Source organism: Amycolatopsis sp. ATCC 39116 (assembly GCF_000231075.2).
Lineage (GTDB): Bacteria > Actinomycetota > Actinomycetes > Mycobacteriales > Pseudonocardiaceae > Amycolatopsis_E > Amycolatopsis_E tucumanensis.
Window position 1 is genome coordinate 133,271 of the sequence record NZ_AFWY03000007.1, and the last position, 21,200, is coordinate 154,470.

Here is a 21,200-nt window from a genome sequence, read left to right on the forward strand (position 1 = left end):
CTGTGACTGCTTCTGCTGAGCCTCTCTACGGGGCCGACGACCTTACCCACCTGGAAGGCCTGGAAGCGGTCCGGAAGCGCCCCGGCATGTACATCGGGTCGACCGACAGCCGCGGCGTGAACCACCTGTTCACCGAGATCGTCGACAACTCGACGGACGAGGGTGTCGCAGGTCACGCCACGAAGGTGGTCGTCACGTTGCACGCGGACGGCAGCGTCCAGGTCGACGACGACGGCCGCGGCATCCCGACCGGTGTGCACGCCAAGTCCGGTCTGTCCGGCGTCGAGCTGGTGCTCACCCGGCTGCACGCGGGCGGCAAGTTCGGCGGCTCCGGCTACAAGACCTCGGGTGGCCTGCACGGCGTCGGCGCGTCCGCGGTCAACGCGTTGTCGCACCGCTTCGACGTCACCGTCCGCAACGGCGGCAAGGTGCACGAGATGTCCTTCGCGCACGGCACGCCGGGCGTGTTCGACGGCCCCGGCCCGAAGGCGAAGTTCACGCCGCAGCCCGGGCTGCGCGTCCGGGGCAAGATGAAGCGCGGCGAGCGCACCGGCACGTCCATCCGCTACTGGCACGACTCGCGGTACTTCGAGAAGGGCGCGGAGCTCGACGTCGAGCAGGTGCGCACCAAGCTGCGCAACACCGCGTTCCTCGTGCCGGGCGTCACGTACGTGCTGCGCACCGCCACCGAGGGGTCGATCAGCGAGGAGACCTTCCACTTCCCCAACGGCCTCGCGGACATGGTGGAGTACCTCGCGCCGTCGGACGAGAAGCCGGTGTCCGGCACGCTGATCATCCGCGGCGAGGGCTCGTACAAGGAGAACGCGGCCGACGCCAACGGGGTCATGCGGTCCAATGTGGAGCGTCACGCCGAGGTCGAGATCGCGCTGCGCTGGGGCACCGGGTACGAGCGCACGGTCGAGTGCTTCACCAACACCATCCGCAACGTGCACGGCGGCACCCACCGCCGCGGCTTCGACCGCGGGGCGACGAAGGCGTTGCAGGAAGCCATTTCCCGCACCCGCGGCCTGCTGAAGGCCAAGGAGGACCTGCCGACGCTCGACGACGTGCTCGAGGGCATGACGGCGGTCGTCCACGTGCGCATCCCGGAGCCGCAGTTCACCTCGCAGACCAAGGACGAGCTGTCCACCTCCGGCATCACCCGCGTGGTGCAGGGCATCGTGGAGCGGCACCTCAAGGAGTGGACGGAGAACCGCAAGACCAAGGCCGAGGCCAAGGTCGTGCTGCAGAAGATCGTGGACGCCGCACGCGTGCGGCTGACGCAGAAGCAGCAGAAGGACGCGGCGCGCCGCAAGACCGCGCTGGAGGGCGCGGCGATGCCGCCGAAGCTCGTCGACTGCCGCACCACCGGCATCTCGCGCAGCGAGCTGTTCCTCGTCGAGGGCGACAGCGCGCTCGGGTCGGCCCGCATGGCGCGGGTGTCGGAGTACCAGGCGCTGCTGCCGTTGCGCGGCAAGATCCTGAACGTGCAGAAGGCCTCGCTCGGCGACACGCTGAAGAACGCGGAGATCGCCTCGATCGTGCAGGTGCTCGGCGCGGGCACCGGCCGCACCTTCGACCTGTCCGCGATGCGCTACGGCCGCGTCATCCTGATGGCCGACGCCGACGTCGACGGCTCGCACATCCGGACGCTGCTGATCACCCTGTTCGCGAAGTACATGCGGCCGGTGATCGAGGACGGCAGGCTGTTCGCCGCGATGCCGCCGCTGCACAAGATCGTCACGAAGGGCCGCAACCCCGAGACCATCTTCACCTTCACGCAGCGCGAGATGGAGCAGAAGGTCGCCGAGCTGGAGGCCGCAGGCAAGCAGATCGTCAAGCCGGTCCCGCGGTTCAAGGGTCTCGGCGAGATGGACGCCGACGAGCTGTGGGAGACCACGATGAACCCGGCGACCCGCTCGGTCCGCCGCATCACGCTGGACGACGCCGAGGCCGCGGAGGCCGCGCTGGAGCTGCTGATGGGGGAGAAGGTCGAACCCCGGCGCAACTGGCTCGTCGAATCCGCCGCACGCGTGGACCGCGAAGCGATCGACGTCTGAGTTCCCCTAGGAGACAACAGCAATGGCACGCCGATCCAAGACAGCCGTCACCCGGGTCGATCCGGCAGCGTTCGACCAGGCCGGCGCGCAGGTCTTCGAGAACCCGGTCAAGACCGAGATCGAGGACTCCTACCTGGAGTACGCCTACTCGGTCATCCACTCCCGCGCGCTGCCCGACGCGCGCGACGGCCTCAAGCCGGTGCACCGCCGGATCCTGTTCTCGATGAACGAGGCCGGCTACCGGCCCAACCACGCGTACGTGAAGTCCTCGCGCGTGGTCGGCGACGTGATGGGCCGCTACCACCCGCACGGTGACACGGCGATCTACGACGCGATGGTCCGCCTGGCGCAGGACTTCTCGATGAACGCGCCGCTCATCGACGGCCACGGCAACTTCGGCAGCCCGGACGACGGCCCGGCCGCGTCCCGGTACACCGAGGCGCGCATGTCGCCGGAGGCGATGCTGCTCGTCGGCGAGCTGGGCGAGGAGACCGTCGACTTCCGGCCGAACTACGACGGTTCCCTCATGGAGCCGTCGGTGCTGCCCGCCGCGTACCCGAACCTGCTGGTCAACGGCACGTCCGGCATCGCGGTCGGCATGGCGACCAACATGATCCCGCACAACATGGGCGAGGTCATCGCGGCCGCGAGGTGGCTGATCAACCACCCCGGCGCCACCCTGGACAAGCTGATGGAGTTCGTGCCGGGCCCCGACCTGCCGACCGGCGGGATGCTGCTGGGCCTGGACGAGGTGCGCAAGGCGTACGAGACCGGCCGCGGCGTGGTCCGGATGCGGGCGAAGGTCGAGATCGGCCCGCTGCCCGGCAGCCGCGGCCGCCAGGCGATCACGGTCACCGAGCTGCCCTACGGCGTCGGGCCGGAGAAGGTGATCGAGAAAATCACCGAGGAGGTCAACAAGTCCAAGCGGCTGACCGGGATCGCCGACGTCAAGGACCTCACCGACCGCGAGAACGGCACGCGCCTGGTCATCGAGTGCAAGGTGGGGGTCAACCCGAACCCGCTGCTGGCCGACCTCTACCGGCTCACGCCGCTGGAGCAGTCGTTCGGCATCAACAACCTGGTGCTGGTCGACGGCCAGCCGCAGACGCTGGGTCTCAAGCAGCTGCTCGAGGTGTTCCTTGAGCACCGCTACGACGTGGTCACGCGGCGCACGAAGTACCGGCGCCGCAAGCGCGAGGAGCGGCTGCACCTGGTCGAGGGCCTGCTGATCGCGCTGCTGGACATCGACAAGGTGATCCGGCTGATCCGCAACAGCGACGACGCCGCGCAGGCCAAGGACGGCCTGATGAAGCGGTTCAAGCTGTCCGAGATCCAGGCCACCTACATCCTGGACACGCCGCTGCGCCGGCTCACCAAGTACGACAAGCTCGAACTCGAGGACGAGCAGGAGAAGCTGCGCGCCGAGATCGCCGAGCTGACCAAGATCCTCGACGACGACCGCGAGCTGAAGAAGGTCGTCTCCAACGAGCTGGCCAAGATCGCCAAGGACTTCAAGACCGAGCGGCGCACGGCGCTGATCGACGGCGACCTCAAGGAGGTGCTGGCCGCGTCGAAGCCGGCCGGGCCGCTGGAGGTCGCCGACGACCCGTGCCAGGTGATCCTGTCCGCCACCGGCCTGGTCGCCCGCACGGCGGCCGAGTCGGAGGAGGCGCCGGAGGGCCGCCGCCGCAACGGCCGGGTGAAGCACGACGCGGTGGCGGCGATGGTGCACTCGACCGCGCGCGGCCAGGTGCTGCTGGTGACCAGCCGCGGGCGGGCGTTCAAGACGGACGTGCTGCCGCTGCCCGTGCTGCCGGAGCAGTCCGGGACGGTGTCGCTGCGTGGCGGGATGGCCGCGCGGGAGCTGGTGCCGCTGGACAAGGGCGAGAAGGTCATCGGCATCGCGCCGCTGGGCGAGCAGGCGGCCGGGTCGCCCGGTCTCGCGCTGGGCACCCGGCAGGGCGTGGTGAAGGTGGTGGCGCCGGACTGGCCGGTGCGGTCCGACGAGTTCGAGATCATCGGTTTGAAGGACGGTGACGAGGTCGTCGGCGCGGCGTGGCTGGCCGATGGTGAGGAGACGTTCGCGTTCGTCACGTCGGACGCCTCGCTGCTGCGGTTCCCGGCTTCGCTGGTGCGGCCGCAGGGCCTCAAGGGCGGCGGCATGGCGGGCATCAAGCTCGCCGCGGACGCCGAGGTGGTGTTCTTCGGGGCGATCCGCACGGACGACGCAGAGCACGGCGAGCCGATGGTGGTGACGGCCACGGGGGCGAGCGTAAAGATGACGCCCTTCGCCGAGTACCCGGCGAAGGGCCGCGCGACCGGCGGGGTGCGAGCGCAGCGCTTCCTGAAGGGGGAGACGCGCCTGACGGTCGGCTGGGTGGGCCCCCGGCCCGCCGGAGCGTCGAAGAACGGCGACCCGGTGGAGCTCCCGGAGCCCACCGTCCGCCGCGACGCCTCGGGAGCCCCCCACCCCGGCCCGGACGTCATCGGACACCTCATCGAACGAGGGTGATTCCGGTGCGGGGCCCGCGCTTCCGGGTGCGGGGTCCGCATGGTCGGGCGGCGGGGCCGGGCCGCGGGGCCGGGCCGCAAGGCCGGGGCGCAAGGCCGGGGCGCGGGGTCGGGCCGCAACACTGGGCCAACACCGGCCCGGCTGCGAGGCCGGGCCGCAACGCCAGGTAGCAGGACTGGGCCGCAACACTCGGCCGTAAGGCCGGGCCGCAACACTGGGCGCATCGTCGGCCGCAAGGCCGAGCCGCAACACCAGCACCGGGCCGGCAGACCGGCCCACAACACGAGGCCCGCAGCGCCAGACCGCAGGACCGGCCCGCGGCAGCCGCAACCTCGGCCCGCCAACGCGGGCCCACAACACCGCCCGGCAACACCGAGCCCATGGCGCGGGCGCGCCCCGCGCCACCCGAACGAGTGATTTTGTGGAGGCAGCCGGCCGATGACGGAAGATCGTTCGGTCCTCACCCGCCCGGCGCCGGAGCCGGACGGGCAGCTCCGCTACGGCCCGGAGCCCGACCACGTCGCCGACCACTGGCAGGGCCGCCCGGACGCGCCCTTGATCGTCGTCGTCCACGGGGGCTTCTGGCGGCCCGCCTACGACCGGCTGCACACCCGGCCGATGGCGTCGGCCCTGGCACGGACGGGCGCGAACGTCCTCTCGATCGAGTACCGCCGCGTCCCCGGCGAGCCCCGCCTCGCCGCCGCCGACGTCGCCGCCGCGCTGCGTGACCTGCCGGTGAAACTCGCCGGGCAGTTCGAGGGCCGGGTGGTCCTGACCGGGCATTCCGCGGGCGGCCACCTCGCCCTGCTGGCCGCGGCGACCGCGCCCCCACCAGGCCTCACCGCCACCGTCGCGCTGGCGCCGGTCGCCGACCTCGCCCTGGCCACGCGGCTCGGCCTCGGCGACGGCGCCGTCCGCGCGTTCCTCGGCGACGTCCCGCCGGACGGACTCGACCCGGCGCGGTTGTCGTCGCCGGCCGGGCTCGTCGTGCTCGTGCACGGCGACGCGGACGAGGTGGTTCCCCCGGAGCTCTCCCGCGCCTACCGGGAGGTCAACCCCGGTGCGCGTCTGATCGTCCTCCCCAATGCGGGCCATTTCGCGTTGATCGACCCGGACAGCACCGCCTGGCCTGCGGTATCGTCGACCCTGCTCGCCCCGGCAACTCAGGCGGAACCGTGGCGGGAATGACCCGAATCCTCGGAAACCACAGGTTTCTACGACCTGGGCAGGGGCTAGTCTCGCATCATGTCCACATCGGCCAGCGCGCGACTGGAAGCTGAACACAAGCTCCAGCGCATCGGTCTCGTCAGCGACAGCGCGCTCGCCCACCTCACCACCGAGGACCTGCTTCCCGAGCTCCTGGACCGCGTCCGCCAGGTCCTGCATTCCGACACCGCCGCTGTCCTGCTGCTCGAACCGGGCGGTCGGGAGCTGGTGGCGGTCGCCGCGCGCGGCATCGAGACCGAGGTGGCGCAGGGCGTCCGCGTGCCGGTCGGCAAGGGCTTCGCCGGGCAGGTCGTCGCCCGCCGCGAGCCGGTGCAGCTGCAGCGGGTCGACTCGACGACGGTGGTCAACCGGCTGCTCTGGGAGAAGGGCCTGCAGACCCTGCTGGGCGTCCCGTTGCTGGTCGGCGGCGAGGCCCTGGGCGTGCTGCACGTCGGGTCGCTCTCGCCGCGGGAGTTCACGCCGGAGGACGTCGAGCTGCTCCAGCTGGCCGCCGACCGGATAGCGCTCGCCGCCCACGCCCAGCGCTCCAAGGCCGAGCGCGCGGCGGCCGCCGAGCTGCAGCGCAGCCTCCTGCCGACCCAGCTGCCGGTCGTGCCCGGTCTCGAACTCGCCGCGCGGTACGTGCCCGGTGACGAGGGCGCCATCGCCGGCGACTGGTACGACGTGTTCCTCCTGCCCAACGGCTGGCTCGGCGTGGTGATCGGCGACGTGGTCGGGCACGGCCTGCCCGCGGCGATCGTCATGGGCCGGATGCGCAGTGCGTTGCGGGCCTTCGCGCTGGAGGGCGGCGACCCCGCCGAAGTGCTCGCCAACCTTGACCGCAAGATGCAGCACTTCGAGCCGGGGATGATGGCCACCGTGCTGTACGCGCTGATCGAGCCGAACTTCGAGCGCCTGCACGTGTCCTCGGCCGGGCACCTGGTGCCCGTGCAGGGCCGCGAGGGCGAACGGGCCAGGCTGCTCGACGTCGCCGTCGACCCGCCGATCGGCGCCCTGCGAGACGTGCGCCGCCGTGTCACGGTGACGGAGATGCCGCCGGGCTCGGTGGTCTGCTTCTACACCGACGGCCTGGTCGAGCGGCGTGGCGTCGCCCTCGACGACGGGCTCGACCGCCTGCGCGCCGCCGTGCACCCGGGTCAGGCCCAGACCGTCTGCGCCGACGTGATGGCCGAGCTGATCGGCGAGGACACCCCGGACGACGATGTGGCGCTGCTGACCGTGCGCCGCCAGAACGGCGCGGACGTCGGCCCGCTGGAGATGACCGTGCCGGCGGTGCCGGAGTCGTTGAAGGAGGTCCGGTCCGCGATGCGGCGGTGGCTGACCGTCGTCGGCGCGAGCGCGGACGCCACGGCCGACCTGCTGGTCGCGGTCGGCGAGGCCACCTCGAACGCCGTGGAGCACGCCTACGGGCCCGCCGGCGGCGTGATCAAGGTGCGGATTGAACTGCGGGGGCAGGACGTGATCGCGACCGTGTGTGACGAGGGCCGCTGGCGACCGCCGCGTGGCGAGAACCGTGGCCGGGGAACGCTGCTGATGCACCGCTGCGGGGACGAGGTCCGCATCGACCACCACGCGCACGGGACGGAAGTCATGATCCGCCGCACGATCGGGATCGCGGAATGACGTCGGCCACCGTCGACGCCGAAAACGACGGCGGTCACGTCCTGCTGCGGGTCAGCGGCGAGATCGACCTCGCGAACGCGTCCACCGTCCAGGACCAGATCTTCACCGCGATCGACAACGACGCCATGCGCGTCTCGATCGACCTCACGGACGTAACCTATTTGGACAGTTCGGGCCTGCGTGTGCTGTTCACCCTCGCCGGGCGGCTCAAGGTGCTGCAGATGGAGCTGGACCTGGTCGTCGCGCCCGTGTCACCCGTGCGGCGGGTGCTGGAGATGTCCGGGTTCGAACCGCTCGCCGCGGTGCGTGAGGGTTGATTTCCGCGGGTAGCCCCGGCACATGGTGAGCGTCGGATACTTCCTGTCCAGCGAAGAGCACGGGCCTCGCGAGCTGGTGGAACAGGCGAAGAAGGCGGAACAGGCCGGGTTCGAGCGGTTGTGGATCTCCGACCACTTCCACCCGTGGACCGGTGAGCAGGGCAACAGCCCGTTCGTGTGGTCGGTGATCGGCGCGCTGTCCCAGGCGGTCTCGTTGCCGATCACGACGGCGGTGACCTGCCCGACGGTGCGCATCCACCCGGCGATCATCGCGCAGGCCGCGGCGACGGCGGCCGTGCAGTGCGAGGGCCGGTTCGTGCTCGGGGTCGGCTCGGGTGAGGCGCTCAACGAGCACATCTTCGGCGATCCGTGGCCGCCGGGCTCGCGGCGGCTGGAGATGCTGGAGGAGGCCGTCGAGGTGATCCGCAAGCTGCACACCGGCGAGCAGGTCACCCACTACGGCAAGCACTACACGGTCGAGCAGGCGCGCATCTACACGCTGCCGGAGCAGCCGGTGCCGATCTACGTGTCGGCGTTCGGGCCGAAGACGGCGCGCCGGATCGCGAAGATCGCGGACGGTTTCGCCACGGTGATGCCCGACGGCGAGCTCGTCCACTCCTACCGCGAAGCCGGCGGGCGGGGGCCGATCCAGGGCGGGTTCAAGGTGTGCTGGGCCGATTCGGCGGAGGAGGCGCGGGAGACCGCGCACCGGCTGTGGGCGAGCGACCTGCTGCCCGGCAGCCTCGGCCGGATCCTGCCGACGCCGCGGGACTTCGAACAGGCCGTGCCGGTGGTGACCGAGGAGCAGGTCGCGGGCCAGATCCCGTGCGGCCCGGACGCCGACGCGCACGCGCAGGCGGTGCGCCAGTTCGCCGACGCCGGGTTCGACGAGGTGTACGTGTCGCAGATCGGCCCGGAGCAGGACAAGTTCTTCGACGCCTGGTCGTCGAAGGTGCTGCCTCAGCTCAAGGGCTGAGGGGCGGGCGGACCGCCGGGCGTCCTGCCGACCCCGGCGGTCTGCTGACGCCCGGGTCCCTCAGCTGGGCGTGGGCGAGGAACAACCCCGGCACGGTGATGTTGCCAAACCCCGGGCGCGCACGCGCGATGAGCGCCGCGGTGAAGAACAATGCCGGCCCCGCCGCCGCGGCGATCCCGATCCACCGCACCCCGAGCAGTGCGCACGTGGGCGACCAGTGCCCCGGTGAAGAACACACCAGCCGGAGGTCGCGGCGAGTCTGATCCAGCGCAGTCCGATCAGCGGCCCGGGGCATCGGCGGCTTTCAGTGCGGGCCGGCCCGACCCCACCGCTGCGGCTCACGGGCTGAGCGCGAGGCTCGTCGCGGCGAGGGTCAGGAACAGTCCCGGCACCGCGATGTTGCCGAACACCCTGGCACGCACATGCGCGACCAGCGCGCCCGTGAAGAACAACACCAGCCCGGCCGCCGCGGCGATCCCTATCCACCGCACCCCCAGCAGCCCGATCAGCAGCCCCGCGGCGCCGGCGGCCTTCAGCGCCCCCAGCAGCGGCAGCCACGACTCCGGCACGTCCACCGCCGCGGAGTTCGCCAGCACGAACCGCGCTCTGGCGAAGTCCGCGATCGCGATCGCGGCGTTCAGCACGATCGTCAGCACAGTCACCGTCACGTACATGACCACCAGGTTCGGCGCGGCGGCGGCAGCGCGTCCAATACCTGCTCTCATAACCTGAAGGCATGGACGTGGACACGCGCCTGCTCCGCTACTTCGCCGCCGTCGCCGAGGAGGGGCACCTCACGCGCGCGGCGGAGCGGCTCTTCGTGTCCCAGCCCGCGCTCACCAAGCAGATCAAACAGCTCGAAGCGCAGCTCGGCACGACGCTGTTCACCCGCTCCCGCCACGGGATGGCCCTCACCGACGCCGGCCGGGTGCTGGCGGATCGGGTGCCCGCCCTGCTCGACGGGTGGGACCGCGCCTGCCGCGAGACCCGCGCGGCCGGCAAGCGCGTGCTGCGCGTCGGCTTCCTGGCCAGCGCCGCCAACGAGGCGACGCCGGCCATCATCGCCGCGTTCGGCCGCCGCCGTCCGGGGTGGCGGGTCGACATGCGGCAGGCCGCCTGGTCGGACCCGACCGCCGGGCTCGCCGCGGCCGACGTCGACGTCGCGCTGCTGCGCCTCCCGTTCCCCGGCCAGGACGAACTCCGCGTGCGGGAGCTGCTCAGCGAACCCCGCTGGGTCGCGCTGCCCGCCTCCCACCCGCTCGCCCGCCGCGACGAGATCGACTTTCGCGAGCTGTGGGACGAGCCGTACGTCGCCGCCCCGGCCGAGACCGGCTGGTGGCGCGACCACTGGCTCGGCGCGGACGAACGCGAGGGCGAGCCGCGCATCGGCGCGGTGACCGACCAGCCGGACGAGTGGCTGAGCGCGATCGCCAACGGCTACGGCATCGCACTCGCCCCCGAGTCGGCCGCCCGCTTCTACGCCCGGCCGGGCATCGTCTACCGCCCGGTGCGCGGCCTCAGCCCCACCCGCGTCGGCATCGCCTGGCACCCGGCCGACGACGACAACCCGGTCGTCGCCGACTTCGTCGCCTGCTGCCTCGACGCGACCTAGTGCGAATCGCGCGGGACCGAGTGGCCCCGGGATCCGCGCAGGAAGTCGAAGTCCGCGCCCTGGTCGGCCTGCAGCACGTGCTCCGTGTACAGCCACGTGTACCCGCTGGTGTAGGGCGATTCCGGCGCCTGCCAGGACGCCCGCCGCGCGGCCAGCTCCTCGTCGGACACCTCGACGTTCAGCGTCCGCGCCGCCACGTCCAGCGTGATCAGGTCGCCGGTGCGCACCAGCGCGAGCGGCCCGCCCGCCGCGGACTCCGGTGTCACGTGCAGCACGACCGTGCCGTACCCGGTGCCGCTCATCCGCCCGTCGCAGATCCGGATCATGTCCGTCACGCCCGCCTTCAGCAGCTTGGCGGGCAGCGCGACGTTCGAGACCTCCGGCATGCCCGGGTAGCCCTTCGGCCCGGCGCCGCGGATCACCAGGATGCTCGTCTCGTCCACGTCGAGGTCAGGGTCGTCGGCGACGGCGTGGTAGTCCTCGACCGTGTCGAACACCAGTGCCCGCCCCTGGTGCTTGAGCAGGTGCGGGGACGCGGCCGACTGCTTGATCACCGCGCCACCCGGACACAGGTTGCCGCGCAGCACCGCGGTGCCGTTGCCGGCCGGCTGGAACGGCTCCTCGACGGTCGTGATCACGTCCGTGTTGAAGTTCTCCGCCCCGGCCACGTTCTCGCCGACCGGCTTGCCGGTCACCGAAACGCTGCCGGTGTGCAGCAGACCGGCTTCGGCGAGCTGCCGCATCACCACCGGCAGGCCGCCGGCGTAGCAGAAGTCCTCCATCAGGTACTTCCCCGACGGCATCAGGTTCACCAGCGTCGGGACCTCGCGGATGAGCGTGTCGAAGTCGTCGAGCGTGAGGTCGACCTCGGCGCGCCCGGCGATCGCGAGCAGGTGGATGATCGCGTTCGTCGACCCGCCGATCGCGGCGTTGACCCGGATCGCGTTCTCGAACGCCTCGCGCGTGAGGATGTGCGACGGGCGCAGGTCCTCCTCGACCATCTCCACGATCCGCTGCCCGGCGGCCTGCCCGATCTCGAACCGCCGCGCGTCGACCGCGGGCCAGGTCGCCGAGCCGGGCAGCTGCATGCCCAGCGCCTCGGCCATGCACGCCATCGTCGACGCGGTGCCCATCGTCATGCAGTGCCCGTTCGAGCGCGCCATGCAGCCCTCGGCGAAGAAGCACTCCTCCTGGGTCATGCGCCCGGCCTTGAGCTCCTCCTCGAACTTCCAGACGTGCGTGCCGGAGCCGACGTCCGTGCCGCGGTACTTGCCGTTGAGCATCGGGCCGCCGGTGACCATCACGGCGGGCAGGTCGACGCTCGCGGCGGCCATCAGCATCGCGGGGGTCGTCTTGTCGCAGCCGGAGAGCAGCACCACGCCGTCGAGCGGGTTGGCGCGGATCAGCTCCTCGACCTCCATCGCCATCAGGTTGCGGTAGAGCATCGCGGTCGGGCGCATCAGCGTCTCGCCGGTGGCCATCGTCGGGAACTCCAGCGGGAACCCGCCCGCCTGCCACACCCCGCGCTTGACCGCCTCCGCCACGCGGGTCAGGTGCGCGTTGCACGGCGCCAGTTCCGACGCGCTGGTCGCGATGCCGATGACCGGCCTGCCGTCGAACACCTCGGCCCCGAAGCCCTGGTTGCGCATCCAGGACCGGTAGATCATCCCCGCGCGGCCGGTCGCCCCGAACCACGCCGCGCTGCGCCTCTGCCCCGTCACGAGCCTGTTCCTCTCCGTCGAGTACGTGCGCTCCGAACGTTAAATCATTCGATGATTCAAGTCCAGTGGCGTCGGAAGTCACAGTGGTTCCGCTGGCCAGAAAGTTGTACAGTCAAAACTGTTATAGAAGTACAACGTTTGGGGTGCGTGTGCCGGAACTGTCCCAGCGACGTCGGCTCCTGGTGCTGGCGATCTGCTGCCTGAGCCTGTTCGTCGTCTCGATGGACACCACGATCGTCAACCTCGCGCTGCCGTCCATCGAGCGCGACTTCTCCGCCGGCGTGTCGAGTCTGCAGTGGACGATCGACGCCTACACGCTCGTGCTGGCCAGCCTGCTGATGCTGTCCGGCTCGACCGCCGACCGGATCGGGCGGCGGCGCACGTTCCAGGCCGGGCTGGTGCTGTTCACGCTCGGCTCTCTGCTGTGCAGCGTCGCGCCGAACATCGGGCTGCTCATCGCCTTCCGGATGGTGCAGGCGGTCGGCGGCAGCATGCTGAACCCGGTCGCGATGTCGATCATCACCAACACCTTCACCGACGCGCGGGAACGGGCGCGCGCGATCGGGATCTGGGGCGCGGTCGTCGGGCTGAGCATGGCGCTGGGCCCGGTGGTCGGCGGCCTGCTGGTGGACGCCGTCGGGTGGCGGTCGATCTTCTGGATCAACATCCCGGTCGGGGTCGCCGCGCTCGTGCTGACCGCGTTGTTCGTGCCGGAGTCGAAGGCGCCACGGGCGCGGCGGCTGGACCCGGTCGGGCAGCTGCTGGTCGTGGTGGCGCTGGCGAGCTTGACGTACGGGATCATCGAAGCGCCGCACCACGGCTGGCTGTCCGGGCTGACCGTGGCGTGCTTCGTGGTGGCGGTCGCCGCCGCGGCCGGGCTCGTCGTCTACGAGCGGCGGCGGGCGGAGCCGTTGCTGGACCCGCGGTTCTTCGCGAGCGCGCCGTTCTCCGGGGCGACGGTGATCGCGGTGTGCGGGTTCGCCGGGCTGAGCGGGTTCCTGTTCCTCAACGCGCTGTACCTGCAGAGCGTCCGCGGGTTCACGCCGCTGCACGCCGGGTTGCTGACGCTGCCCAGCGCGCTGGCGATCTTCGCGCTCGCGCCGCTGTCCGGGCGGCTGGTCGCCGCGCGCGGCTCGCGGATCCCGCTGGTGGCCGGGGGACTGGGGCTCGCGGTGAGCGGCGTGCTGCTGACCCGGCTGGGCGCGGAGACCGGGATCGGGTGGCTGGTGGTGGCCTACGTCGTGTTCGGCGCCGGGTTCGGGATGCTCAACCCGCCGATCACCAACACCGCGGTGTCCGGCATGCCGCGCGCGCAGGCCGGGGTGGCGGCGGCGGTCGCGTCGACGAGCAGGCAGGTCGGGGCGTCACTCGGGGTCGCGGTGCTCGGCGCGGTGGTCACGACGCACATCTCCGGCGCGTTCACGACGGGCTTTCCCGCGGCGAGCCACATCGCGTGGTGGATCATGGCGGGATGCGGCGTGGTGGTGATGGCACTGGGCGTGCTGACGACGTCCCCGTGGGCGATGGGGACGGCCCGGCGGGCGACGGTGCTGTTCGACGAGCCGGCCGGGGCGCGGACGTGACCGCCGCGGAGCGGGTCTGGGAACGGATGCAGGACCTGGTGCTGCACCGGCACGACCGGCGCAGGCTGGTCGCCGACACGCTCGGGCTGAGCTTCTTCAAGGCCAAGGCCCTGCGGCGGCTCGTGCCCGGCCCGCTGACCCTGGGTGAGCTCGCCGAGCTCCTGGACACCGACCGTCCCTACACGACGGTCGTGGTGGACGACCTGGAGCAGCGCGGGCTGGTGTCGCGGACGGTGCACCCGGAGGACCGCCGCCGCAAGCTGGTGACGGTGACGCCCGCGGGCGCCGAGATGGCGGCCGCGGCGAACCGCATCCTGAGCGAGCCGCCCCCGTTCTTCGCCGCGCTCGACGCCGACGAACTGACGCAGCTGGACCGCCTGCTGGCCAAACTCGACCCGGACGGCTGACCGGTCCCGCTCAGTCGGCCAGGGTGATGGCCCGGGAGGCCAGGTGCAGCGCCAGCCGGTCGTCCGGGCGGGACAGGTCCACCCCCAGCAGCTGTTCGATCCGGGCGACGCGCGCGGTGACCGTGTTGCGGTGCACGCCGAGCACCGCCGCGGTTTCCGCGATCGAGGACTCCGCGTCCAGGTACACCGCCAGCGTGCGCACCAGGTCACCGGGCGCGTTGCGCAACGGGGCGACCAGTGCGCGGGCCGCCGGCTCGAAGGTGTCCGTCCGCGTCCACTCCAGGAGCAGTTGCGCCATGCCCAGCTGGTCGACGTGCAGGAAGTGCCCCGACTCCGGCCGGGTCGCGGCCAGGCGCGCGGCGTCGGTGGCCTCGGCGATCGTCGCGGCCAGGCCGTCCGGCCGCGGGTGCGGGCGGCCGACCCCGAGGTGCGCGCCGAGCGTCCGCCGCAGCGCCTTGTGCGCCGCCCGCAGGCCGGCGGCCAGCGTGCGGACGCGCTCGGCCGTCGGTTCCTGGTCGAACGTCACCCACCCGGTCCAGCCGTCGCCGTGCTCGACCACCACCGCGGCGATCTGCTCGGCCCGCAGCGCGCGCACCACCTCGGTCGTCCGCGCCACGGTGTCCACACTGGACGCGACGCCGATGCGCAGCCCGACGTGCCAGCCGCCCAGCCGCCACCCGGCGTCGGCCGCCCGGCGGCGCAGGTCCGCGCCCGGCTCGGCGTCCAGCCGCAGCAGGTCGCCGAGCAGCGCGGTGCGCGACCGGGCGTCCCGTTCCAGCTCCAGCCGGTTCGCCAGCAGCCACCGCTGCACCGCGCCGGCCGCGACCGCCAGCGCCGGCGGCACCACGTCCGCCCGCGCCGCCTCCGCGCCGGTCAGCTCGGCCGCCACCCACAACACCGGGCCGGCCAGCAGCGCGGGGTGCGCCAGCAGCACGCCGTCGTCGAGGTCCACCCGCTGCGGCACCGGCTCGCCGACGCGGATCCGCCCGGCCGACGCCAGTTCCCCGGCCACCGGCTCGCCCCGGTCGTCGAGCAACGCGACCGGCGACCGCAGCAGCCCGCGCAGCGCGGTGACCACCTCTTCCGGCGAGCGCAGCCGTTCGCCGAGCGCCCGGTGCGTCGCCAGCACGAGGTTCGCGCGGTCCAGTTCCGGCGCGGCGAGCATCAGGCGGGCGTCGACGAGCAGGTCCAGCGGCCGGGCCGCCGTCACCAGCAGCGGCATCGCGAGCCGGTCGGCCAGCAGCCGGGTCGCGGTCAGCGGTTCGACCTCCGGCAGGAGCAGGCCCGCCGCGCCGCTGTCCGCCCCGCGCCGCAGCAAGGCGTCGATCTGCCAGTCCGTGCCACGCAGTTCCCGGGCCAGCACCAGCAGCTCGCCCTGGCCGGGGCTGTCCCCGGCGTCGAGGGTGGCCCGCACCGTCTCCAGTGGACGGTCCAACCCGGATTCGCCCGCGGCGACCCGGACACCGGCCCACGACGGCAGGGCCAGCAGGCGGCGCAGGATCATGCGAGCACCGGGTCCGAGTCGATGCCGTACGCGCGTGGCTGCAGCACCGGCAGCCGCCGCGGGTCGGTCCAGAACGGCGCCGCGGCGAGCTGCAGCACGTCGACCTCGATCCCGGCGCGGATCCCGTCGCACGGCACCGGAACGCCGGTGCGGTGGTCGACCACGGCCAGCACGTCCGGGGTGGACGCCACCGGATGGCCGTCCCGCAGCGCCAGCAGGTACTCGTTCTCCATCTCCAGCCGGAGCAGTGCGCCGGTGCGGTGGTCGGTCAGCGTCGCGCTGCCGCGGCCGAAGCCGGCGCGGCCGTGCGCTCCGGGACCGGGGTGCCGGGACACCTCGAGCACGCGGCCCATCGCGAGCACCCGCCCGCCGCAGGCCTCGGCGAGCCGGTCCGGCTCCGGGCCCTCCCCGGCCGCGAGCACCCGCCTGCCCAGTTCGAGCGCGCCGGTGACGCTGCCCATCACCGCGCACTGCGGCAGTTCGCCCGCCGGCACCGGGGCGAACGCCATCGCCGCCCAGCCGCCGGAACTGGCCAGGAACGCGCGGGCGCCGCGCTCGACCGATTCGTCCGAGCCGGCCGCCAGCACCAGCACCTGACCACCGGGCTCGGCGAGCGCGGCAGGCGCCAGCCCGCGGCCGGTCGCCGCGATGGAGAGCTGGTCCAGCCTCGGCAGCCCGCGCCCGGACAGGTCCGCGTCGGCGCACGGCAGGCCCAGCTCGACCGCGGCGACCAGCGGCATCAGCCCGTTGAGCCCGCCGATCTCGATCGACACCAGCGCGCCGGCGCGGGCCCCGGTCCAGCGTTCGATCGCCGACACCGCGGTCGTGAACTCCAAGCCGCTGGGCAGTTTCTCGGTGAAGGCGGCGGTCGCGCCCACGATTCCCACCGGCATCACGAGTGTGGACGGGTCCAGCGCGCCGGAGATGTCCGGTTCACGCCCGTGCGTGACGAGCTGGCGCAGCAGCGCCGCGGCCGTCATCGTGTCGCCGCCACCGCCCGACCCGAGCAGCGCGACGCCCCGTTCGAGTGCGGGCACGTCCGCCGCGGTGATGCGCATGCTTGCCTTCATGTGCTGAGCTGGAGGTATGACCAGGGTAGACGATCCAGCCACCATGACCCCGGAACAGGCGCGCGCGGCGTTCCGCGCCGGAACCGTGGCGCCGACGTCGGGGTGGGCGACCGGTTTCACGCAGACCAACCTGATCGCGGTGCCGCGCGACTGGGCCTACGACGTGCTGTTGTTCTGCCAGCGCAACCCGCAGCCGTGCCCGGTCCTGGACGTCACCGACCCGGGCAGCACCGCGACCACGCTCGCCCCCGGCGCCGACCTGAGCCGCGACCTGCCGCGCTACCGCGTGTGGCGGCACGGCGAGCTGGCCGAGGAGGTCGACGACGTCAGCGGCCTGTGGCAGGAGAACCTGGTCGCGTTTTCGATCGGGTGCAGCTTCACGTTCGAGACCGGGCTGCTCGCGGCCGGGATCCCGCTGCGGCACCTGGAGCAGGGCCGCAACGTGTCGATGTACGTGACGAACCGCGAATGCCGGCCTGCCGGGCGGCTGCACGGCCCGATGGTCGTGTCGATGCGCCCGATCCCGGCAGGCCGGGTCGACGAGGCGATCGCGATCAGCGGCGCGATGCCCGCGGTGCACGGCGCGCCGGTGCACGTCGGCGACCCCGCCGGGCTCGGGATCGCCGACCTGTCCCGCCCCGACTTCGGCGACCCGGTCGAGGCGGAACCCGGTGACGTGCCGGTGTTCTGGGCGTGCGGGGTCACCCCGCAGGCGGCGCTGATGGCGTCGAAGCCGCCGTTCGCGATCACCCACTCGCCGGGGCACATGTTCATCACCGACCGGCGGGACAGCGAGTACCGGGTGCCTACGGCAGCGCGGTGAACGGCGCCAGGAACGTGCGCGCGGACGGGGTGTCCAGGCGGTAGGTCACGTTGGTGGCGTAGCAGGGCGCGTCACCGGTGATCGTCGTGGACACCAGGGTCCGCGTGCCGCCGATCGTGGCGAAGTTCGGCCCGCCGGAGTCGCCGTAGCAGGCGCCGCCGTTGCCCTGCGGCGCGGTCATCGCCAGGCGCACCCACGTCTTGTTGAGCGCGTCGAAGGTGACCGGCGCCTTCATCCGGACGCCGCCGCCCGGGTGGGTCTGCCCGCCGGGGCCGTTGACCGCCTCCTGCGTCCCGTAGCCGGCGACGACGAACGGCGTGCTGTTCAGGCCGCGCGGACCGAGCTGGTCCAGCTGCCCGGCGGTGGGCAACCGCGCGGGAGTGAACGACCACCGGGCGGCGACCTGCTGCGCGGGCAGCTGGATGACCGCGATGTCGTGCGCGTCCGCCGAGTTGCCCGGGTAGGCCGGGTCGGAGTGCGCCACGCCTTCCACCGCGACCGCCCGTGCCACCGCCGCGGGATCGCCCGGGTACTGCTGGGCGGCGGCGTCGAGGCCGGACTGCACGTCCTGGTCGAGCGACACGAAGAACCGCACGCCGGCGGGCCAGTCGCTGGTGCAGTGCGCCGCGGTGAGGAAGGTGTCGCGGTCGACCATGGTGCCCGAGCACACCCAGTCCACCCGGTCCGGCGTGGCTGGGTTCGCGTCGTTGTCCCAGGTCGCGACGAGCGCGCCGACCTCGGTGCGCTCGGGCGCCGGGGTCGCGTTGTAGGAGTTGATGGCCGAGGCCGGGGCCGCCGTCGCCAGGATCGCGGCGACGGCGGCGGCCGATGCGAGTGCTGCTCTCATCCGGGAGAGTCAACCTCACGGACGGCCGAAAAACACCCGACCAACGGCCCTACCGGAACGAGTAGCCGCCGTCCGGGTAGAGCGTCGAGCCCGTCGTGAAGGTGGCGCCGAACAGGTAGAGCACCGCGTCGGCCACTTCGGACTCGGTGCCGACGCGGTGCAGCACCGTGTCCGAGCGGTACTGCGCGAAGCTCGCCTCGCGGACGTCGGCGGGCCGCTGCGACCACAGGTTCCCGTCGATCGTGCCGGGCGCGACCACGTTGACCCGCACCGGCGCCAGCTCCACCGCCAGCCCGCGGCCGAGCCCCTCGATCGCCGCGTTGCACGCGACGTAGGCGGGCGCGGGCCCGGGTGGCCGCACGCTCGCCGCGCCGGACATCAGCACCACCGAACCGTCGCGCGACAGCTTCGGCGCCGCGTGCTTGACCGCGTGGTACTGGCCCCAGAACTTCGTCACGAACGGGCTCGCCGCGTCCTCGTCGGACAACTCGCGCATCGGCCCGGTCCGGTACGACGCGCCGGGCGTGAACAGGTGGTCCACGCGTGGCACGGCGCCGAAGAACTCGGCCAGCGAGTCGGAGTCCGTGTTGTCCACGACGTGCCACCGCGCGCCGATCTTCGCCGCCGCGGCCGCCAGCGTGGACGCGGTGCGGCCGCCCAGGAACACCTGAGCTCCCGCGTCGGCCGCCCGCCGCGCCACCTCGAACCCGATGCCCGAACCGCCGCCGATGATCACCACGACCCGATCCGCCAGGCTCATACCAACTCCTCCACCGGCGTGAACTCGTAGGACAACCCGAACGCGGCCGGCCCGAACGTGGCCAGCGCCTCCGGCGTGCGCATCAGCTCCGGCGTCGAGATGCCGACCACCACGACCCGCTGGCCGTAGCGCAGCGTCTCGGTCGTGATCGGCTCGGCCGACTCGGACTCCAGCACGCAGATCAGGTCCGGCACCAGGCACCGCACCTCGTCGTCGACCAGCGCCAGCAGGTGCTCGTTCTGGAACAGCAGCTCCAGCTTGTGCTCGCCGTCGAACGACACCGCCTGCGCCCGCCCGCGCGCGAACCCCGCCTCGGTGCGGCGCTCCACATCGGACACCTTGCCGCGGAACAGCACCCGCAGGTTCCGGTACAGCGTGTCGCGCAACGCCTCGGACAGGGCCGCGATCGGGTCCAGGTTGCGTTCCCGCGCCTCGCGGATCGTGCGGCCCACCGTCAGCGCCAGCGACAACGTGCGCGGCACCGCGGTGCGCTTGACCTCCGCGCCGCTCATCGCGTACTCGGCGATGTGCGCGACCCCGCCGAGCCGGATCGTGACGCCGCGTGCCAGCCACTCCATCCGCTTGTTGTCGGTCCCGGTGTCGATCACCGTCGTCTCGCCGCGCTCACCGCCGATCGCCATCGGCGACCCGGGCACGCCGTAGACGCCGAAGGTCTCCATCTGCAGCTCGGGGAACGCGCGGCCCATCCCGTCCGCGTCCACCACCGGCAGGCCCAGCCGCGCGCCGACGACCAGCGGGATCATCGAGTTGATACCGCCGCACTCGATCGGCATCGTCGCGCTCGCCCGCTTGCCCAGGTGCTTTTCCAGCGTGCGCAGTGCCAGTACGGGTTCCGCACCGCTGGGCAGCTTCTCGTGCACGACGGTCGGGGCGCCCATCTGCGCGGTCGGCACGACCAGTTCGTGGTCGCCGACCTCGGACGGGTCGAGGATCGTGATCGGCCCGTGCTCGCGGATGGCCTGCCGCACCAGCAGCCTGCCCACGTACGGGTCGCCGCCGCCCCCGGTGCCGAGCACGGCCGCGCCGCGCGCGAGATCTTCGAGGTGCTCCTCGGTCAGTGTCCAGCTCACGCGGGCACCCCGACCGGGTCGAGGTCGTAGCCGAAGTACCGCGGCCCCGCCAGCTCGATGCCCTCCGGCGTGTGCCAGCGCGGGTCCGCGGGCGCGGCGATGACCGTGACGCGCTGGCCGTACCGCAGGCCCTCGGTCGTCACGGCTTCGCCCGATTCGCGGTCGAGGCAGCAGATCAGGTCCGGCACGGACGCCTGCGCGACGCCGTCCCGCTCGGCGACCAGGTGCTCGTTCTGGAACTTCAGCACCATCTCGCTGCCCGCGTCACCGTCCATTCCGGACAGCCTCGCCTCGCCGCGGGCGAAGCCGGTGACGGTCCGCCGGGCGACGTCGACGACCTTGCCGGTGAACAACTTCCGGCCGCCCAGCCGCTCGACCACACGGGCGACGGGATCGGCGTGCTCGGCTCGCGCCTGCCGCACCGCGACGCCCAGCTCGGCGCACAGGCTGAGGGTGCCGGGCACCAGCGATTCGCGGGCCTGCGCACCGGACATCGCGTAGTTGCTGATCATCGCCGAGCAGCCCATGTCGATCGTCGCCGACCGCGCCAGCCGCTCCGCCCAGTGGTTGTCCACCGTGTCCAGGACGCCGCGGTTGCCCTTCTCGTCGGCGATGGACATCGGGGTCGCGCGGATGCCGTACAGCGTGGGCAGCACCATCTGCAGCTCGGGGAACGCCCGGCCCATGCCGTCGGCGTCCACCAGGGGCAGGCCCAGCTGCGCCGCCGCGACCACCGGGATCAGCGAGTTGACCCCGCCGGCCTCGGCGCACGCGATGTGGGTCAGCTCCTTGCCCAGGTAGGTGGCCAGGGTGCGGGCGGCCAGCCCGACCTGCTCGGCCGAGGGCAGCTTCTCGACCATCACCGTGGGCGCGCCCATCATCGCGACGGGCAGGACCACGGCGTCGTCGCCGACCTCCTCCAGCGGCACCAGCTCGACCGGGCCGTGGTCGCGGACCGCGGAGGACGCCAGCAGGCGCCCGATGTAGGGGTCGCCACCGCCGCCGGTGCCGAGGATCGCGGCGCCGCGGGCGATGTCGTCGAGGTGGTCGATCGTGATCTCGCGCAT

At 72.5% G+C, this 21,200-nt stretch carries 18 protein-coding genes; 10 read left to right on the forward strand and 8 right to left on the reverse strand.

Annotated elements, in window-relative coordinates:
- Window positions 1–2: 2 nt before the first annotated feature.
- From AMY39116_RS0310945 to AMY39116_RS0310970, 6 genes are all read left to right on the forward strand, one after another.
- Entirely contained in the window at window positions 3–2,060 is a 2,058-nt protein-coding gene (locus AMY39116_RS0310945) for a type IIA DNA topoisomerase subunit B (RefSeq protein ID WP_027935816.1), read from the forward strand.
- 22 nt (window positions 2,061–2,082) lie between these two features.
- Entirely contained in the window at window positions 2,083–4,572 is a 2,490-nt protein-coding gene (locus tag AMY39116_RS0310950; protein ID WP_020417703.1) for a DNA topoisomerase (ATP-hydrolyzing) subunit A, read from the forward strand.
- A 438-nt stretch (window positions 4,573–5,010) separates the two neighbouring features.
- The gene (locus tag AMY39116_RS0310955) at window positions 5,011–5,760 is read left to right on the forward strand and encodes an alpha/beta fold hydrolase (protein ID WP_020417704.1); all 750 of its coding nucleotides are present in this window, start codon (window positions 5,011–5,013) and stop codon (window positions 5,758–5,760) included.
- A gap of 57 nt (window positions 5,761–5,817) precedes the next feature.
- A complete protein-coding gene (locus tag AMY39116_RS0310960) occupies window positions 5,818–7,422 on the forward strand; it encodes a SpoIIE family protein phosphatase (protein ID WP_020417705.1) in 1,605 nt (534 codons plus the stop codon).
- Complete coding sequence (locus AMY39116_RS0310965) at window positions 7,419–7,739, forward strand: STAS domain-containing protein (protein WP_020417706.1); 321 nt, start codon at window positions 7,419–7,421, stop codon at window positions 7,737–7,739. Before AMY39116_RS0310960 ends, AMY39116_RS0310965 begins: the two co-directional genes overlap by 4 nt.
- Window positions 7,740–7,761: 22 nt before the next feature.
- On the forward strand, window positions 7,762–8,715 hold the full coding sequence (locus tag AMY39116_RS0310970) for a TIGR03557 family F420-dependent LLM class oxidoreductase (protein WP_020417707.1): 954 nt from the start codon (window positions 7,762–7,764) through the stop codon (window positions 8,713–8,715).
- 338 nt (window positions 8,716–9,053) lie between these two features.
- On the opposite strand, the gene AMY39116_RS0310975 is transcribed toward AMY39116_RS0310970, so the two are convergent.
- Entirely contained in the window at window positions 9,054–9,389 is a 336-nt protein-coding gene (locus tag AMY39116_RS0310975) for a DoxX family protein (protein WP_020417708.1), read from the reverse strand.
- A 62-nt stretch (window positions 9,390–9,451) separates the two neighbouring features.
- On the opposite strand from AMY39116_RS0310975, the gene AMY39116_RS0310980 reads away from it, so the two are divergent.
- A complete protein-coding gene (locus AMY39116_RS0310980) occupies window positions 9,452–10,327 on the forward strand; it encodes a LysR family transcriptional regulator (RefSeq protein WP_020417709.1) in 876 nt (291 codons plus the stop codon).
- Here the strand turns inward: AMY39116_RS0310980 and AMY39116_RS0310985 are convergent.
- A complete protein-coding gene (locus AMY39116_RS0310985) occupies window positions 10,324–12,048 on the reverse strand; it encodes an IlvD/Edd family dehydratase (RefSeq protein WP_020417710.1) in 1,725 nt (574 codons plus the stop codon). The genes AMY39116_RS0310980 and AMY39116_RS0310985 overlap by 4 nt on opposite strands.
- Window positions 12,049–12,197: 149 nt before the next feature.
- Here AMY39116_RS0310985 and AMY39116_RS0310990 point away from each other — a divergent pair, with 149 nt between their 5' ends.
- Together AMY39116_RS0310990 and AMY39116_RS0310995 are read left to right on the forward strand one after the other, a co-directional pair.
- Entirely contained in the window at window positions 12,198–13,631 is a 1,434-nt protein-coding gene (locus AMY39116_RS0310990) for an MFS transporter (protein ID WP_020417711.1), read from the forward strand.
- A complete protein-coding gene (locus AMY39116_RS0310995; protein ID WP_020417712.1) occupies window positions 13,628–14,038 on the forward strand; it encodes a MarR family winged helix-turn-helix transcriptional regulator in 411 nt (136 codons plus the stop codon). Before AMY39116_RS0310990 ends, AMY39116_RS0310995 begins: the two co-directional genes overlap by 4 nt.
- 10 nt (window positions 14,039–14,048) lie before the next feature.
- Here the strand turns inward: AMY39116_RS0310995 and AMY39116_RS0311000 are convergent, their stop codons facing one another.
- Together AMY39116_RS0311000 and AMY39116_RS0311005 are read right to left on the reverse strand one after the other, a co-directional pair.
- Window positions 14,049–15,542, reverse strand: a complete 1,494-nt coding sequence (locus tag AMY39116_RS0311000; protein WP_020417713.1) for a helix-turn-helix domain-containing protein — start codon at window positions 15,540–15,542, stop codon at window positions 14,049–14,051.
- Window positions 15,539–16,600, reverse strand: coding sequence for a DUF917 domain-containing protein (locus AMY39116_RS0311005; RefSeq protein ID WP_020417714.1), 1,062 nt, complete (start codon window positions 16,598–16,600; stop codon window positions 15,539–15,541). The genes AMY39116_RS0311000 and AMY39116_RS0311005 overlap by 4 nt, the downstream gene beginning before the upstream one ends.
- A gap of 55 nt (window positions 16,601–16,655) precedes the next feature.
- Here AMY39116_RS0311005 and AMY39116_RS0311010 point away from each other — a divergent pair, with 55 nt between their 5' ends.
- On the forward strand, window positions 16,656–17,435 hold the full coding sequence (locus AMY39116_RS0311010) for a putative hydro-lyase (RefSeq protein ID WP_020417715.1): 780 nt from the start codon (window positions 16,656–16,658) through the stop codon (window positions 17,433–17,435).
- Here the strand turns inward: AMY39116_RS0311010 and AMY39116_RS0311015 are convergent.
- From AMY39116_RS0311015 to AMY39116_RS0311030, 4 genes are read right to left on the reverse strand one after another with little or no spacing between them, the layout of a single operon-like run.
- A complete protein-coding gene (locus AMY39116_RS0311015) occupies window positions 17,419–18,282 on the reverse strand; it encodes a trypsin-like serine protease (RefSeq protein ID WP_020417716.1) in 864 nt (287 codons plus the stop codon). The genes AMY39116_RS0311010 and AMY39116_RS0311015 overlap by 17 nt on opposite strands.
- A gap of 49 nt (window positions 18,283–18,331) precedes the next feature.
- Window positions 18,332–19,042 (reverse strand): SDR family oxidoreductase, encoded by a 711-nt coding sequence (locus tag AMY39116_RS0311020; protein ID WP_020417717.1) that lies wholly within the window; start codon window positions 19,040–19,042, stop codon window positions 18,332–18,334.
- Window positions 19,039–20,133, reverse strand: coding sequence for a DUF917 domain-containing protein (locus AMY39116_RS0311025; protein ID WP_020417718.1), 1,095 nt, complete (start codon window positions 20,131–20,133; stop codon window positions 19,039–19,041). The genes AMY39116_RS0311020 and AMY39116_RS0311025 overlap by 4 nt, the downstream gene beginning before the upstream one ends.
- Window positions 20,130–21,200, reverse strand: coding sequence for a DUF917 domain-containing protein (locus tag AMY39116_RS0311030; RefSeq protein ID WP_193354345.1), 1,071 nt, complete (start codon window positions 21,198–21,200; stop codon window positions 20,130–20,132). The genes AMY39116_RS0311025 and AMY39116_RS0311030 overlap by 4 nt, the downstream gene beginning before the upstream one ends.